Below are 15,097 nucleotides of genomic sequence, written 5' to 3' on the forward strand. Positions count from 1 at the left end.
TTATTTTTGTCATCCCGTAAAGGATTTATTTATGCTAAACAGGATTTTTCTATTGTTAATGGTTGCATTGATTTGGGCTTGTAAGGGCACTAACAATGATACTATTCCTGTGGATGATTTTTTTAAAACGCAGGATAAAGCCTATTATCGTATTGCCCCGGATGGGAAAAGCCTTTCTTATTTAAAACTTCATGATAAAAAACTTGATCTTTTTGTTGAAGATCTTGCTACCGGAAACAGTGTTCAGTTAACCCATTTAAATGGAAAGAATATCAGTTTCCACTTCTGGACCAGTAATAATGAGTTGATTTATTACACTGAAGATGAATCTAAAGAGCGTAAATCGGATATTTTCGTAATCAATAAAGATGGAAGCAAGCAGGTTCAGCTAAGTGCCAACGAGAAAAGTAGGTTAAGGGTAATAGAAGATCAGTTAATTGACGATAAATACATTATTGTTGCATCCAACAAGCGCGATTCGACCGTTTTTGATGTTTACCGCTTAAATGTTCGGAATGGGAAGATGGATATTGCTGCCAAAAATCCCGGTAATATTACCGAATGGATGACGGATAACAGGGGGGTACTAAAAATTGCTGTAGCGAGCGACGGCGTGAATGAAACCTTAATGTACCGCGAAAACGAAAACCAGGCCTTTGCTCCGGTAATTACCAATAATTTTGAAACCACTTTACAACCAGTTGCCTTCTCAGAAGATCAACCAAATGTACTTTATGCCATTTCTAATGTAAACAGGGATAAGAATGCACTAGTAGCACTCGATTTAAAAAGCGGTAAAGAGAAACAGGTGCTTTTTGCAAATGATACCTTAAACGTTGTAGATGCAAAATATTCGCGCCCGCAAAAGAAAATGCTTTTTGTAACCTGCGAAACCTGGAAAAAGGAAAAATATTACCTTGATGACAGTACCAAAATTACCTATTCGAAAATAGACCGGCTTTTGCCAGGTACCGAATGGAAAATTATGGATAAAGATAAAATGGATAGGGTTTTTGTGGTAAGAACATTTACGGATAAAAATCCGGGTTCTTATTACCTCTATACCGTTGGTGAGAATAAACTTAAAAAACTAACTGATATCAGCCCTTCTATTAAACAGGGCGATATGAGTGCCATGAAACCAATCTCTTTTAAAAGCTCAGATAATTTAACCATTAATGGTTATTTAACCTTGCCAAAAAATAAAAAGCCTTTTAATTTACCTGTAGTGGTGCTGCCGCATAATGGCCCTGCAGGGCGAAATAGTTGGGGCTATAATGCAGAAGTGCAGTTCCTGGCTAACCGTGGTTATGCTGTTTTGCAGGTAAACTATCGTGGATCTACCGGCTATGGTAAGTCTTTTTATGCCGCTGGTTTTAAGCAGTGGAGCGATAAAATCCAGGAAGACGTTAATGATGGTGTAAAATGGTTAATCGCGCAAAAAATTGCCAACCCTAAAAAAATCGCCATTTATGGCAATGGTTTTGGTGGTTATATCGCATTAAATTGTTTGTATAAAAATCCTGATCTTTATAAATGTGGTGGGTCAAATTCAGGCGTAATCAATTTGTTTAGTTACCTGAAAACCATTCCGCCGTTTTTAAAAGCGAATTTGCAGATGTACTATGAAATTGTTGGCAATCCGGTAACCGATACCGATTATATGCGGTTTGCATCGCCTGTTTTCCATGCCGATCGGTTTAAATCGCCTGTTTTCATCGCACAGAATCCTAAAGATCCTCGTGTTAACGTAGCAGAAGGTGTTCAGTTTATCAAAGAGCTGAAAAAACGGAATGTTCAGGTTACCTATATCGAAAAGGAAGAAGGTCCAAACCCTATAGTACGTCAACAGAGCAGAACGGCTCTGTACAAAGCATTAGAAGAATTTTTACAGGAAAATCTAGGTAAGAAATAGGGTATGGCCTTAGATAAAAAAAGTGGATATCGTAAAAATTTCTCGCTCGGGATAACCTTCATTGTACTCATTTCCATTCTTTTTATTCTATCGCTTTTTTTAGCGTTTAATTACAGCAAGAAATCGATTGAGAACGATTTTGTATCTGAGAAAGTAAATGTGCTAGAGCAAAGCATTAAGCCTTATAATGATTTCTTTCAGAATAAAATGCCCGAGATTTCATATTATAGTGGCTTTTTAGATTCTTCTACAGCAGCAAAGTTTGTAGATACGGTAATGTTAAAGTATCCTTTCATTTCGAAGGTTACTTTTTATGATACAGAAGTAAAGAATGTTCCGGTAAAGGATGGGATCAATGCAAACCACTTAGGTATTGGCCCTAAATCTATTTTTCAGTTTGGCAAAGGTGTTAAGCCCGATTCGGTAAAACTATATTCAGAAGACGATACGAGATCTTTTAATGTGGGGAGCGATTTTAATGCAATAGCCATTAAACTGGCTACTTTTGTTGAGGATCTGGATACGACATCGGTACCTACACAAGAAGAATTGTTTACCAATTTTTCTATCGTTAACTCCAATGAAAATAAAATCACTTATTTAAATATTCCGCGCCGGGAAGATTTAAGGGCCTACAAAGATATGATCAGGCGAAAGTTAAATCCGGCGCCGGTTTATCAACAAGATGTACTGGTTTTTAATCTCGATGCGCATAAAATAAAGATCATCAATACCAGACCATTGTTGTACCAAACCATCAGGATTGAACCATTGACTTATGACCCGATTGATACTTCTGACGAAAATATCAATACAGAAATTGCCCTGCCAGGCGCATTTTCTGATTTTAAATTATACCTCATTTCATCAAGATCTTACATCAAGAAAGAAATTTTTATTTACTTTATGCCGATAGCCTTGGTGCTTTTATTGGTATATGGTGTGCTTTTATTGGTTGCTTTTTTGATTTACCGTAACCTCAACATCAACAGCAAAATGTTTAAGCTGCAGTACGATTTTGTGAATAACCTTACGCATGAGTTTAAAACGCCCGTCAGCGTGATTAAGATTGCGGGAAACAATATTAAAAGTGCTACCACATTAAGCCAGAGGGAGCAGCAGCTCTATGGCAAGATACTGGATGAAGAAGCCGACAAACTGAATGGTTTAATGAACAAATTGCTGGCCTTTACACAGATCGAAAATAAGGCGATTAAACTCAATCAGGAAGAAGTTAATATTGTAGATTTTATTGAAAGCACAATCGAATCGCATACCTTAAAACATCCCGATTTCAAAATTACCTATGAGGTGGTGGGCTTTAAAACCTTTATTACCGATCCGGTATTATTGGGGAGTTTATTCGATAATCTGGCAGAAAATGCCTACAAATATTCGAAACCAGAACAGAAAAAATTACACATTAGTGCAAAGCTGATCAAAGGGGTGCTGGTTTTCCGGTTCGCCGATAAAGGAATAGGTATCGCAGCATCAGAATTAAACAATATATTTAAGAAGTTTTTCAGAATTCAGAATGAATATAACCAGATGGGCAGTGTAGGCCTGGGTTTGGCATTCTGCAAAGAACTGGTTAACTTTATGGAGGGAGAAATCTCTGTAAAAAGCAAAGTAGGAAGCGGTACTGAATTTAAAATTGTACTGCCTTATAATAGTTAAAATAGGAAGGTTAAAGGTTGAAATGTGATAAGGTTAGGTTCAACATTCGAACTTTGCAGCGTTTCAACATTACAACCACATAAAACACATACAAATGTCAAAAGAAGTAAAAATATTAATCGTAGAAGATGATGAAAATCTTCGCTTTCTTGTGGCCCACCGTTTAAAGGCTGAAGGTTATACTGTGCTCGAAGCAAATGATGGCGAAGCTGGAGAAAGAATGATTGTTGCCGATCAGCCAGATATTGTTTTATTGGATTGGATGATGCCGGGTAAACAGGGCGCCGAAGTTTGCGAGAATGCACGTAAGCAAGGTTTCGAAAACCTGATCATTATGATGACTGCCAAAGCACAGGATGTAGATAAAATTGACGCTTATAACTTTGGGGCATCTGATTATATTACCAAACCATTTAATATGGATGTTTTGGTAGCCATGTTGGAGAGCAAGGTTAAATTTATCGTGAATAAAGATACAGCCGAAATTCACCGTTTTGGTACTATGGAACATCATCCAAACATCCACACATTGTTTAGAGATGGAAAGAAAATTGAGTTAACGATATTGGAAAACCGTATTTTGCTTTATTTCTTGCGCAACCCTGGTAAAGTAATTAACCGTGATGAATTGATGTTGGTGGTATGGGGTTACAACTCCGATGTAAACACCAGAACGCTCGATATGCACATTGTGCGCTTACGTAAAAAGATAGAATTGAATCCTGATAATCCACAATTGTTACAGACTGTTAGGGGGGTAGGTTATCGCTTTAACGCGGGATAATTATATTGCGTCGTCAGATGTTATTGTGCCGTCAGATGTTACCATCTGACGGTTCTTTAGATGTCAGATGGTAACATCTGACATCACTAAGAATAGATTTCTCCATTTCGTTGCAATCAGTCGAAATGACGAGTTTTATTTACTAAGCTCTCTTCAAAGTAAATATTGTGATCTCAGGTAAAATACCAACCCTGCCCGGATAACCTAAAAAGCCATAGCCTACATTAACGTAAAGCTGTTGTTTTTGCTCCTGGTATAAACCTGCCCATTCTTTGTAAATGTATTGCACGGGGCTCCATTGAGCCGCTTTAAAACGAACGCCAAACTGCATGCCGTGGGTATGTCCGCTGAACATGGCATCTATTTGCGGGTATTTTTTCAAAACCTCTCCGCGCCAGTGTGAAGGATCATGACTCAGCAAAAGTTTAACGGGTAAATCATCCGTATTTTGAACCGCAAGCTCCATTTTTCCGTATTTAGGAAAACGGCCCATTCCCCAGTTTTCGATACCTAAAATTCCGATTTCTTCTCCATCTACCTTTAATCTGCGGTTTTCGTTCATGAGTAAATCGTAGCCCATTACTTTATGCACATCAACCATATCTTTCAGGTTTTTTACCTTTGCAGGAGAAGATTCTTTGCCAAAAAAGTAATCACCATAATCGTGGTTTCCTAATGATGAATATACACCTAGAGGTGCTTTTACTTTCGAAAATATATCCTGATAATCTCTTACCTCGTTGGTCAGGTTATTCACCAGGTCTCCCGTAAAAAAAACAAAATCGGGTTTCTCGCCCAATAGCATTTCTACCCCGCCCTTTACGGCTGTTTTATTGTAAAAACTTCCAGAGTGGATGTCCGAAATCTGCCCCATGGTAATGCCGTCAAAAGCTTTGGGCAGGTTAGGGAGGATTAAATTTACCCGTCGTACCTGATAATCGTATGCGCCTGAAATAATGCCCCAGCTTAATGAAGTTAAGGGTACTGCTGCTGCCACCAATCCGGCTTTAACCAGAAACTCAGAGCGTGAAATGGGTTCTGCTGTTGTATTTTGTGCTGTTGAGACTTCACTTTTTTTGTTCCTTCTGAAAATTTTAACGAATAACCTTCGTAAATCATCCAAGATCAAAAATGGAAGCATAGCCAGTTTACAGGCAACTGTTAAAAAGAAGGCAACTAGAATAATGGCCCTTAGCGTAAGGAAAAGGTTGAGGTAAATTCCACAGAAAACACCAATGATCAATAGTGCGCTATAAGTCCAGTAAACAATACCAAATATTTTTTTAGTAGTCGGTTTCCATTTTTTAAAAACAGCGATAATGGCCTTATAACAATAAATATCAAAAGCAATGATGAATATGCAGGCAGCAATGATGAAAGGTAGTCTTCCCATACGATCGGGTTATTCCAGTTAAATTAAAAAATAAGAGAGGTTCTATTGAGCTGTCTAAATTAAGTATTTGAAGTAAATAAATTGTCTAATATTCGTTGAGGATGATCTAAAAAGGCTTTATAAACCCTGTAAACTTCCGATTCCTCGTATTTAACCTTAGCTATTTTACTTTGCGACATTTCGTATATCCAGGCATTAGGGTACGATAATAAGATCGGAGAGTGTGTGGCGATGATGAATTGGGCATTTTTGCCTACCAGATTATTGATTTTAGATAACATGGCAATTTGTTTCGTGGCAGAAAGTGCCGATTCGGGCTCATCGAGTATATAAACACCATGGCCGCTAAAACGGTTCATAAATAGCGACCAAAAAGATTCCCCATGCGATTGTTCATGTAAGGAAATGCCTCCATAAGAAGCGATTATCTTAGGTGAAGATATAGGTATATCCGGGTCGTCTTCATCAAGTTTGTCAATCTCGCTGGCAACATTGTAAAAACTTTCTCCCCTTAAAAAATAACCGTCTTTAATTTGTTTAAATCCTTTGGTTATACTGAGGAAGTTATGCAATGCAGAATGTGTTGCCGTGCTTTTAAAATTGAAATTCTTACCGCCACCTTCTGCGTTAAAACCAAGATAAACCGCTATGGCTTCAATCAGGGTCGATTTTCCAACCCCGTTTTCGCCGGTAAAAAATGTAACATTGGGATGGAAGTCTAACTTTTCAAAAGATTTTAAGCATGGGATATTAAACGGATATCCATTAGGAAAGTGTTCTTGTTTTAACCTCAGCGATAAAAGATATCCGTTAAACTCCATTAATTTTATCTGAAATCGTCTTCATCCTCTTCTTCGTCAAATTCGGCATTAAATAAACTGCCAAACATATCAGCGAAACCGAAGCCGCCATTTAAATAATTTTTGCTCAATTGCGAATATTCAGCTAAACCATGTAATACGAACTCCATTAACAATAAAGTTTGATTTTCGCTTAATTTAGGATGAAACTTCTTTACCAGATTGTTTAAACCCGGTACCAGCATCAGTGCTTTTTTATACTGTGCATTGGTTAAAACATCGGTAACATCCACATTATTGCCTTCGGTAAACCATTCGGTTACTTCAGTATAAGGATTTGCCGTTTTGCTTTTCTTCGCTTTTTCAGGATCTGGAAAGTAACGTGCAAATAAGGTTTTAACCGCTTTGCCGATTAAGGTTGTCGCTACATGCGCTGGTCCTTCCAGTTCGCCTTCGTAAACCAGTTCTATTTTACCGGTTATTGCGGGCACAATTCCTGCAAGGTCGGATAAGCGTACGAAAGTATTTTTTTCGCCCGCAATCAGCATTCTTCTTTCAGCTGTGCTGATTAAATTTTCATATGCTGAAATGGTTAATCTGGCCGAAACACCAGATTTTTGATCGATATATTCACTTTTACGTGCCTCAAAAGCAATCTGCTCGATTAAATCCTTTACCAATCCATCTGCCTCAATATTGGCTTTTTGATCGGTGGTTAATTTTGCCTCCTGAAAAGTAATTTTGCGCGAAATTTCGATGGTTTTAGGGTAGTGCGTCAAAATCTGACTTTCAATCCTGTCTTTCAAAGGTGTAACAATGCTTCCACGGTTGGTATAATCTTCAGGGTTTGCGGTAAATACAAACTGGATATCCAGCGGTAAACGCAGCTTAAAACCACGGATCTGGATATCTTTCTCCTGTAGCATGTTAAATAATGCCACCTGGATACGTGCCTGTAAATCCGGAAGTTCATTAATTACGAATATGCTGCGGTGTGCACGTGGAATTAAACCAAAGTGGATTACACGCTCGTCATTATAGGTTAATTTCAATGTGGCAGCTTTAATAGGGTCAACATCACCAATTAAATCGGCAACGGTAACATCTGGTGTAGCCAGTTTTTCAGTGTATCTTTCACTGCGGTGTAACCAGGCAATTTCGGTATCATCGCCCTTTATGGCAATTTCGTTTTTCGCATACCACGAAATTGGATTCAACGGATCATCAAAAATCTCACTTCCGGCAACATATGGTACATATTCATCCAATAAGTTTACCATCAAACGGGCAATACGCGTTTTTGCCTGCCCACGTAAACCTAATAGCAAAATATTGTGGCGCGATAAAATGGCTGTTTGCAGTTCAGGGATCACCGTTTCGTCGTAGCCGATAATGCCCTCAAATTCAGTTTTTTTATCGCGGAGCACTTTAATCAGATTTTCCCTAAGCTCTTCTTTTACAGATCTCGATTTATATCCTGTGGTTTTTAATTCGCCTAATGTGGTGTTTTGCATCTTTTTAAAATCGGTTTAAGGTTTAGGGTTAGGGTTGCAGCGCGCAGCATTCAACCATTAAATCTTCGCCTGTTTAAAATGTTTTCTTAGACTCGTTAGGTAGGTGTTTCCGGCTTTGGGTTTGCCTTAAACCTTCCACCTTTTTGCCCTCTACCTTATTTAACTGTCTTACGTCTGTTTTTAATGTAATCTTCAAAAATATATTCGCCCAAGCCATTCAATGAGCTATAAAAAGCCCTTCCGCCATTAATTTCGGTAAACTGGCGCACAAACTGTTGCAGGTAAGGGTCTTTGGCAATCATAAATGTGGTAATCGGGATCTTCAGGCGTTTACATTGGGCAGCCATGTTTAAGGTTTTATTAATTACCTTCCTGTCCAAACCCATACTGTTTTTATAGTATTTGCCATTTTCTTTTAAGCAGGTTGGTTTTCCATCGGTAATCATGAAAATCTGCTTATTATGCGTTTTCCTTCGACGGAGTAAATCAGCAGCCAGTTCTAATCCCGCATAGGTGTTGGTATGATAAGGACCAACCTGTAAATAAGGCAGGTCTTTCACGCTAATTGGCCAGGCATCATTTCCGAAAACCACAATGTCTAAAGTATCTTTAGGGTATTTCGTTTTAATCAATTCGGCCAAAGCCATCGCAACTTTTTTTGCAGGGGTAATCCGGTCTTCACCATATAGGATCATCGAGTGCGAAATATCGATCATCAATACAGTAGAAGTTAAAGTTTTAAAATCCTTTTCCTCTACTTCCAGATCGCGATCAGTTAAGGTGAAATCGCCAATGCCATGGTTAATCTGCGCATTGTGGATAGAGGCCGTCATATCAATCTGATCTAAACTATCCCCAAAACTATATTCACGTCTATCGGCATTTTTCTCTTCGCCAACACCCGATTGGTTACTGTTGTGGTTTCCCCGGCCTGATTTTTTTAGTTTGCCGAAAATTTCATCAAGGGCCGATTTGCGGATCGTTTGTTCGGTTTTGGCTGTAATTTTAAATTCTCCAGATTGGTTGTCTTCCGTAAGATAACCTTTGTCTTTCAGGTCGTCGATAAAATTACCAATACCATAATCGTTATTGGTTAGTTTATATTGCTTGTCGAGCTCGTTCAGCCAGCTTAAAGCCTCTGCTGCATCTCCAGCTGTATAATTCAGCAGTTCGCTAAATAATTTCAGCAACTCATCAAACCCACCCTTTGGCGTATCGCCCGGCTTATAATCAGAAAAACGAAAACCTCTCATGTGCTTGTATTAACGATTTATCGAAGATAAAAGTTTCGCTTTGCATTAATTTAAGCGCGGTGTCATTTTTGAGACAAGCAAAAGGTAAAAGTCGAAAGACCAAAGCAGATTGAATTTCCAACTGAAAACTGTCAAACTGATCTGGGCGTTCCCCAAGCTGCGCAAGGGTCGGGCCTTACAGGGCTGCGCTTCGCTCCGGTACCGATGAAGACCTGTGAAACAAGCAAGCATACCGTGATTAAATAAAAACAGATGCTTAATAGGCACTGAACCCTTACAATCCCTAACGCAAAACCCACCGTTTTAGAAATAAAAATTCCGTGTCAATCTGTGTTTCCGTGCCTAAAAAATAAAGCTAACCCAACGCCATATGATAAATCTTTTTATTGTAATTCGGATTTGCGCCAGCTTGCGAGGCTACAAAAGCCCCAACTTTGCAGGCATTATCCAATGTGGTTTCCATAGGGTAGCCCTGTAGGTAACAGGCAATAAATGTGGCTAAAAAGGCATCGCCGGCACCAACTGTATCGGCCACCTGTACCTTATAGCCAGGGTGTTTAAATAATTTGCCCTCTTTTAAAACGCAGGCACCTTTATCGCCAAGTGTGAGACAGATGATTTCAATGTTAAACTGACTGGAAAGCTGTTTTAAAAGTTGCTCATCTGTACTACCACTTAAGCCAAAAGATTCTTTTACCCATAAAATTTCATCTTCATTTATTTTTAGAATATCTGCTTTTACCAAAAGCTCCCCAATTAATTCTTTTGTATAAAAAGGCGCACGAAGGTTAATGTCGAATATTTTAGTCTTAGCATTTTCTAAAAGTTTAAGAATGGTTTTTTTAGATTTTTCTTCCCTGCAGGTTAAACTACAATATACCAAGGCATCTGCCTGTTTTACGGCTGCTATGTTTTCGTCGCTGATTTTGATGTCATCCCAAGCTACAGGTTGTTTAATCGTATAAGTGGCCTGATGGTTTTCATCCAACTGCACCACCACCGTACTGGTCGGTAATTCGGCGTTTACCTGGATCAAATCAGTTGCAAAATGATTGCCGGCCAGAAAACCGAATAGCTCTTTTCCATTTTCATCATCACCAATTGCGCTAATAAAACTGCTGTCTATACTTTGTTTGTGTAAATTAAGCGCAACGTTCATACTCGAGCCGCCAGCTTTTTTACCCTCTGGAAAAACATCCCAGAGTATTTCGCCAATTGTGATTACTTTATTTTGCATAGGAGATTTATAGAAGTGTAAATAAAGAATTTTTACGCATGGAACAAAATAATTTGTTTCATATCTTTAATTTTTACTTCAACTTAAATAACCATGAAAAGAATACTTGTAATTGCACTGTTTTTAGCTTCCTTTAGCGCTTTTGCTCAAAATCCGAAAGATAAACAGGCCATACTTAATTTACTCGAAAAGCAACGTACAGATTGGAACAAAGGCGATGTTGAGGCCTTTATGCAGGGTTATGAAAAATCGGATAGTTTACTTTTTGTAGGTAAAAGCGGACCAACTTATGGCTGGCAGAAAACATTGGATAATTATAAAAAGGGCTATCCTGACAAAGCAGCAATGGGGTTTTTAGTGTTCGGAATTAAAAAAGTCGATTTTTTAAAACCTGATCTGGCTTTTGTATTGGGCAGCTGGAATGTTAAACGAGAAAAGGATGAACTTAAAGGGTATTTTACACTCCTGATCAGAAAAATTAAGGGCGAATGGAAAGTAGTTGCTGATCATAGCAGCTAAGTGTGAAAGAGGTGAGGTATAAAATGGATGAGGGGTTAAAGTTGTGTTGGTAACGAAGCTTCCCCCTGGTTGTCACTTCAAGCGGAGGGGAATGAAGTCGATAAATCTGTCTAGGTGGATCTCTCCATTCCGCGGCTTTCCAGTCGGGATGACGCCGTTTAATTAAGTAAAAGCAGGGGACTTGTTAATTTATTCCCCCAACTTAAAATCTTTATAATAATAATCCTTATCCGCATCTGTTAACTGGCGGATTACCCTACATGGGTTTCCTGCTGCAAAAACATTATCCGGAATATCTCTGGTTACAATACTGCCTGATCCGATGACCACATTGGATCCGATTTTTACCCCTGGGTTAATCACCACGTTTCCACCGATCCAAACACTGTTGCCAATGGTCACTTCCTGAGCCCACTCATATTCCTGATCGCGTAAATGTGCATGGATAGGGTGGCCTGCAGTATAAATAGCCACATTTGGTGCAATGAAAACGCTATTGCCAATGCGTACCTTGGCGCAATCTAAAATAACAAGGTTAAAATTTGCGTAAAAATTATCGCCGATTTCAATGTTGTAGCCATAATCGCATCTAAATGGAGGTTCTACATAAAACATCCGTTCTGTTTTTCCGAATAACCTTTTTAATAATTCTTTTCGTTGTTTGATAAATTTTGGCGCGAGGTTATTAAACTCGAAAACAATTTCACGTGCTTTTAATCTTTCTTTAGAGAGTTCTTCGCCGCCAGCCCGATAAGCTTTGCCGGCCAGCATTTTTTCTTTTTCGCTAAGGATATTGTTTTCCATCTTTGGTGCCTGATTTCTAATTCTCGGTGTTTACGCAATTATAATAAAAAACGGGGCTATCGTAACCGATGCCCCGTTGTATTTTACTTTTTCAATACTTTTTTCTATGGCCTGCCTTTAGCTAAAGCTCTTTCAGCAATTTTAACTGCTTTTTTCTCTCTCCAGTGGGCGTATTTTTCTTTGAAAGTCATTTTGATTAAACTGTCTATCGCACCGTGGGTAAATAAGCTCCAAACGCTGGCTACTTTGCGTGTAATTGATTGATCCCAGGCTCTTAAGCTTAAAGAGAACGATCCGTCCAGGTATTTCATCCAGTGCCACATTCCGGTTGGCATAAATAAAGTATCGCCATGCTCTAAGAAAACTTCATAACCTTCTACGCCATTTAATGCCGGAAATTTTTCGAAATCGGGGTTGGCCACATCATAATCTTCTAAAGCATAAGTTGCATTTGGCAGGCAATACAATCTGTCTTTCCATTTGTTGTCGAAAAGAACGATGTGCTTTCTACCGCCAAAGTGTGTATGGAAAATATGCGGTAAATCGATATCGTAATGTAAAAAGGTTACCGAGTTGGAGCCGCCAAAAAACATAGCGGGCATACTTTCGATAAAACCACCCATTAAATCTTTAGGGATTTTTACATCATTGATTAAACTTGGTACTTTTTTAAAGAGGTTAAAAAAGAATATACGCAGTTCAGTTGGCTCACGTTTGATCAGGTCAAGGTAATCGCCAAATTTCATATGCGCCGTAGCTGCATTGATTGGTTTTGATGGATCTGCTTTAGAGTTGTCGTAAAGTGGAACTTCAAGCTCGCCACCAATTTCCTTTAAATATTCAGTCGTCCATTTTTCTCTGGCAGGCCAGTCTTTGGTTAGGCCCCTGATTACTAACGGACGTTTAGTTTTCAGATAATTTTTCTTAAAATCTTCGGGAGTGATGCTCTCAACGATATCAACAGGTTTTAAAATGAAACTCATGCGCTTAAAATCGGTTATTTGTGCCGAACAACAAATGTGTAAATTTTATTTTACAAAATTGATGTTAACAGGTAAATGTGACTAAAATCACGTAATCTAAATTAGCAAATACTTAACAATTTAGTAATTACGCCTCAACTTTATTTTTAACAATTTCGGCATAGGCAGCGTCCCACAGGTCGATCCTTTTTTGTAGTGCCTGTTTTGTGGTTTCCTCTGCCTCAGCCCAAAAAGCCTCATCTTTTTCACAAAGTTTCTCTGTCATGGAGAGCGCCAAATGGCTGTGGTGATCGCCATCTACTTCGATGTGGCGCTCTAAATAATATTTAAAAATAGAAACTTTATCTGCCTGGGTACTGTTCAGGTCGTTTACCATACTAAAAAACATGTTTGGAATCAAATCCTCGCGGCCAAAAGTAAAACTTGCGGCCTGTAAATGTGTTTTTCCGCTGTTAATGGTTTCGAAGGTCACATTTACAAAATCCTTTGCCGCTGCAGGAACATCCGCTTTCTCGAAAGCTTCATTAAAACTTTTTCCGTTTTTTAGTTCCTGTAAAAAGATATTAATGGGTTTTGTATTGGCACCGCATTGATCCATTGCATCTAAGTACAGCTCGAAGTGACTTTTAATTGCCCCATTGGCATCTATATCCGATTCTTCACCGGCCACAATTTCATTGATCAGCTGCCGGGTAACCGGATCGCCCACCGGAAACCAGGGTAAAGTAGTACAGGTTAAGTTAATTTGTAGGGCTTTAAGTAGCGACATGAAATCCCAAACTGCAAAAATATGATGCTCCATAAAAACCCGGAGATCTTCTATTTCACTAATGGCCGAATAAACTTTGTGGTTAATAATTTCCTGCCTAAGTGGCGCTATTCTTTCCTGGATTTTTATAATGTTAGGATGCATGTATGATTATTGAATAATTGAGTTTTGAATGAGTGAATGTTTTGAGCGAGATTAATGCGCTCATCTTATCATTCAATAATTCTTTCATTATTTTACTTTGGTAAATTCTTTTCTAGTGCTCTACTTGCTCTTTTAACTGCAAGCTGTTCTTTCCATTGCATGTATTTTTCGCGGTAGTTTGCTTTCATAAAGTCGTCAAATTTACGCTGTAAAGTTAAGTTATACAAGCTTTTTGCTTTTACCGCCCAGCTTTTGTCCCATGCCCTTAAGCTAATAGAAAAAGAACCATCCAGGTATTTCATCCAGTGCCAGTACCCGGTTGGCATAAATAAGGTATCGCCATGTTCTAAAAAGGCTTCAACGCCCTGAACACCTTTTAAAGCCGGGAATTTATCAAAATCAGGATTTTCTACGTCATAATCTTCTAAGGCATAAGTAGCATAGGGGATTTGATACAAACGTTCTTTCCATTTATAATCGAATAAGATTACATGTTTTCGGCCATTAAAGTGCGTATGGAAAATGTGTGCTAAATCGATGTCATAGTGCAAAAACGTTACCGATCCCTTACCGCCAAAGAACATATTCGGGTAACTATCTAAAAAACCGCCCATTAAATCTTTCGGTGCGATATAATCTTCGAGTAGCTTTGGTGCAAATTTTATCGGATCGAACAAAAATATGCGCAGATCGGTCGGTGTTTCTTTAATCAGGTCGATATAATCGCCAAATTTCATTTCTGCAGCAGAGGCATTTATAGGTTTAGCAGGATCGGCTTTAGAACTGTCGTAAAGCGGAACCGTTTTATCGCCAACAACTTCTTTCATGTATTCCATCGTCCATTTTTGGTAAGCAGGCCATTTTTTAGCCATATTCTTTATTACCAATGGTTTACGCGGTTTAAGGTAGTTCAGCTCGAAATCTGATTTAGATATGTCTTCAACTACATCTATCGGAGATAAATTGAATTTCATGTTAAAAAACTATTAATGCAGCAAAATTAAATAGTTAAAAAACACTAAGCATTACAAATGCAAAAACGTGAAAAAAAACTGACAATTCATCAAAAAAAGTCAGAAAGTATATTTATGGTCAATAAAAAACGCCCCTGCGTTTAAGAAAGGACGTTAGTTTTATAATCACACGGGACGTGACGTATGTTTTTAATAAGAATATCTTCTTGTGTTGTGTATATATTTACGATGAAAAAATAACGACGGATTTTAAAAGATGATTTTTTATAAACGCAAAAACGCCCTGACAAAAGTCAGAACGTTTTACACTGATGATAAGGATATCTAAAAT

The 15,097-nt window shown here is 38.4% G+C and carries 13 protein-coding genes; 4 read left to right on the forward strand and 9 right to left on the reverse strand.

Annotated elements, in window-relative coordinates; genetic code table 11:
- Positions 1–31: 31 nt before the first annotated feature.
- From AC07VK_RS09005 to AC07VK_RS09015, 3 genes are all read left to right on the forward strand, one after another.
- Positions 32–1,915: a S9 family peptidase gene (locus AC07VK_RS09005; protein ID WP_492959975.1), complete on the forward strand. Its 1,884-nt coding sequence runs from the start codon at positions 32–34 to the stop codon at positions 1,913–1,915.
- A 3-nt stretch (positions 1,916–1,918) separates the two neighbouring features.
- Complete coding sequence (locus tag AC07VK_RS09010; protein ID WP_492959977.1) at positions 1,919–3,592, forward strand: sensor histidine kinase; 1,674 nt, start codon at positions 1,919–1,921, stop codon at positions 3,590–3,592.
- 94 nt (positions 3,593–3,686) lie between these two features.
- Entirely contained in the window at positions 3,687–4,376 is a 690-nt protein-coding gene (locus tag AC07VK_RS09015; RefSeq protein WP_492955317.1) for a response regulator transcription factor, read from the forward strand.
- A 142-nt stretch (positions 4,377–4,518) separates the two neighbouring features.
- Here the strand turns inward: AC07VK_RS09015 and AC07VK_RS09020 are convergent, their stop codons facing one another.
- The 5 genes from AC07VK_RS09020 to AC07VK_RS09040 form a co-directional block, all read right to left on the reverse strand.
- A complete protein-coding gene (locus tag AC07VK_RS09020) occupies positions 4,519–5,769 on the reverse strand; it encodes a metallophosphoesterase (protein ID WP_492959979.1) in 1,251 nt (416 codons plus the stop codon).
- A gap of 59 nt (positions 5,770–5,828) precedes the next feature.
- Positions 5,829–6,590 carry an AAA family ATPase gene (locus tag AC07VK_RS09025; RefSeq protein ID WP_492959980.1) on the reverse strand — a complete coding sequence of 254 codons (762 nt, stop codon included), beginning with the start codon at positions 6,588–6,590 and terminating at the stop codon, positions 5,829–5,831.
- A 5-nt stretch (positions 6,591–6,595) separates the two neighbouring features.
- The gene (locus AC07VK_RS09030; protein ID WP_492955320.1) at positions 6,596–8,083 is read right to left on the reverse strand and encodes a magnesium chelatase; all 1,488 of its coding nucleotides are present in this window, start codon (positions 8,081–8,083) and stop codon (positions 6,596–6,598) included.
- A 155-nt stretch (positions 8,084–8,238) separates the two neighbouring features.
- A complete protein-coding gene (locus AC07VK_RS09035) occupies positions 8,239–9,336 on the reverse strand; it encodes a vWA domain-containing protein (protein WP_131030386.1) in 1,098 nt (365 codons plus the stop codon).
- A gap of 355 nt (positions 9,337–9,691) precedes the next feature.
- Positions 9,692–10,573: a carbohydrate kinase family protein gene (locus AC07VK_RS09040; RefSeq protein WP_492959981.1), complete on the reverse strand. Its 882-nt coding sequence runs from the start codon at positions 10,571–10,573 to the stop codon at positions 9,692–9,694.
- 93 nt (positions 10,574–10,666) lie between these two features.
- On the opposite strand from AC07VK_RS09040, the gene AC07VK_RS09045 reads away from it, so the two are divergent.
- Positions 10,667–11,092, forward strand: a complete 426-nt coding sequence (locus AC07VK_RS09045; RefSeq protein WP_492955322.1) for a YybH family protein — start codon at positions 10,667–10,669, stop codon at positions 11,090–11,092.
- 189 nt (positions 11,093–11,281) lie between these two features.
- On the opposite strand, the gene AC07VK_RS09050 is transcribed toward AC07VK_RS09045, so the two are convergent.
- From AC07VK_RS09050 to AC07VK_RS09065, 4 genes are all read right to left on the reverse strand, one after another.
- A complete protein-coding gene (locus AC07VK_RS09050; protein ID WP_492955323.1) occupies positions 11,282–11,896 on the reverse strand; it encodes a sugar O-acetyltransferase in 615 nt (204 codons plus the stop codon).
- Positions 11,897–12,000: 104 nt separating this feature from the next.
- Positions 12,001–12,879 carry a cupin-like domain-containing protein gene (locus AC07VK_RS09055; protein WP_029274179.1) on the reverse strand — a complete coding sequence of 293 codons (879 nt, stop codon included), beginning with the start codon at positions 12,877–12,879 and terminating at the stop codon, positions 12,001–12,003.
- A gap of 127 nt (positions 12,880–13,006) precedes the next feature.
- On the reverse strand, positions 13,007–13,792 hold the full coding sequence (locus tag AC07VK_RS09060) for a DUF3050 domain-containing protein (protein WP_492955324.1): 786 nt from the start codon (positions 13,790–13,792) through the stop codon (positions 13,007–13,009).
- Between the two features lie 92 nt (positions 13,793–13,884).
- Positions 13,885–14,766 (reverse strand): cupin-like domain-containing protein, encoded by an 882-nt coding sequence (locus AC07VK_RS09065; protein WP_492955325.1) that lies wholly within the window; start codon positions 14,764–14,766, stop codon positions 13,885–13,887.
- Positions 14,767–15,097: the final 331 nt, after the last annotated feature.

It is taken from the genome of Pedobacter sp. GW821-FHT01D05, from assembly GCF_059422505.1.

What these genes read in the sequence shown, in the direction of transcription:
- AC07VK_RS09005 (WP_492959975.1), top strand. Translation starts at nt 32, where the DNA reads ATGCTAAACAGGATTTTTCTATTGTTAATGGTTGCATTGATTTGGGCT.
- AC07VK_RS09010 (WP_492959977.1), top strand. Translation starts at nt 1,919, where the DNA reads ATGGCCTTAGATAAAAAAAGTGGATATCGTAAAAATTTCTCGCTCGGG.
- AC07VK_RS09015 (WP_492955317.1), top strand. Translation starts at nt 3,687, where the DNA reads ATGTCAAAAGAAGTAAAAATATTAATCGTAGAAGATGATGAAAATCTT.
- AC07VK_RS09020 (WP_492959979.1), bottom strand. Translation starts at nt 5,769, where the DNA reads ATGGGAAGACTACCTTTCATCATTGCTGCCTGCATATTCATCATTGCT.
- AC07VK_RS09025 (WP_492959980.1), bottom strand. Translation starts at nt 6,590, where the DNA reads ATGGAGTTTAACGGATATCTTTTATCGCTGAGGTTAAAACAAGAACAC.
- AC07VK_RS09030 (WP_492955320.1), bottom strand. Translation starts at nt 8,083, where the DNA reads ATGCAAAACACCACATTAGGCGAATTAAAAACCACAGGATATAAATCG.
- AC07VK_RS09035 (WP_131030386.1), bottom strand. Translation starts at nt 9,336, where the DNA reads ATGAGAGGTTTTCGTTTTTCTGATTATAAGCCGGGCGATACGCCAAAG.
- AC07VK_RS09040 (WP_492959981.1), bottom strand. Translation starts at nt 10,573, where the DNA reads ATGCAAAATAAAGTAATCACAATTGGCGAAATACTCTGGGATGTTTTT.
- AC07VK_RS09045 (WP_492955322.1), top strand. Translation starts at nt 10,667, where the DNA reads ATGAAAAGAATACTTGTAATTGCACTGTTTTTAGCTTCCTTTAGCGCT.
- AC07VK_RS09050 (WP_492955323.1), bottom strand. Translation starts at nt 11,896, where the DNA reads ATGGAAAACAATATCCTTAGCGAAAAAGAAAAAATGCTGGCCGGCAAA.
- AC07VK_RS09055 (WP_029274179.1), bottom strand. Translation starts at nt 12,879, where the DNA reads ATGAGTTTCATTTTAAAACCTGTTGATATCGTTGAGAGCATCACTCCC.
- AC07VK_RS09060 (WP_492955324.1), bottom strand. Translation starts at nt 13,792, where the DNA reads ATGCATCCTAACATTATAAAAATCCAGGAAAGAATAGCGCCACTTAGG.
- AC07VK_RS09065 (WP_492955325.1), bottom strand. Translation starts at nt 14,766, where the DNA reads ATGAAATTCAATTTATCTCCGATAGATGTAGTTGAAGACATATCTAAA.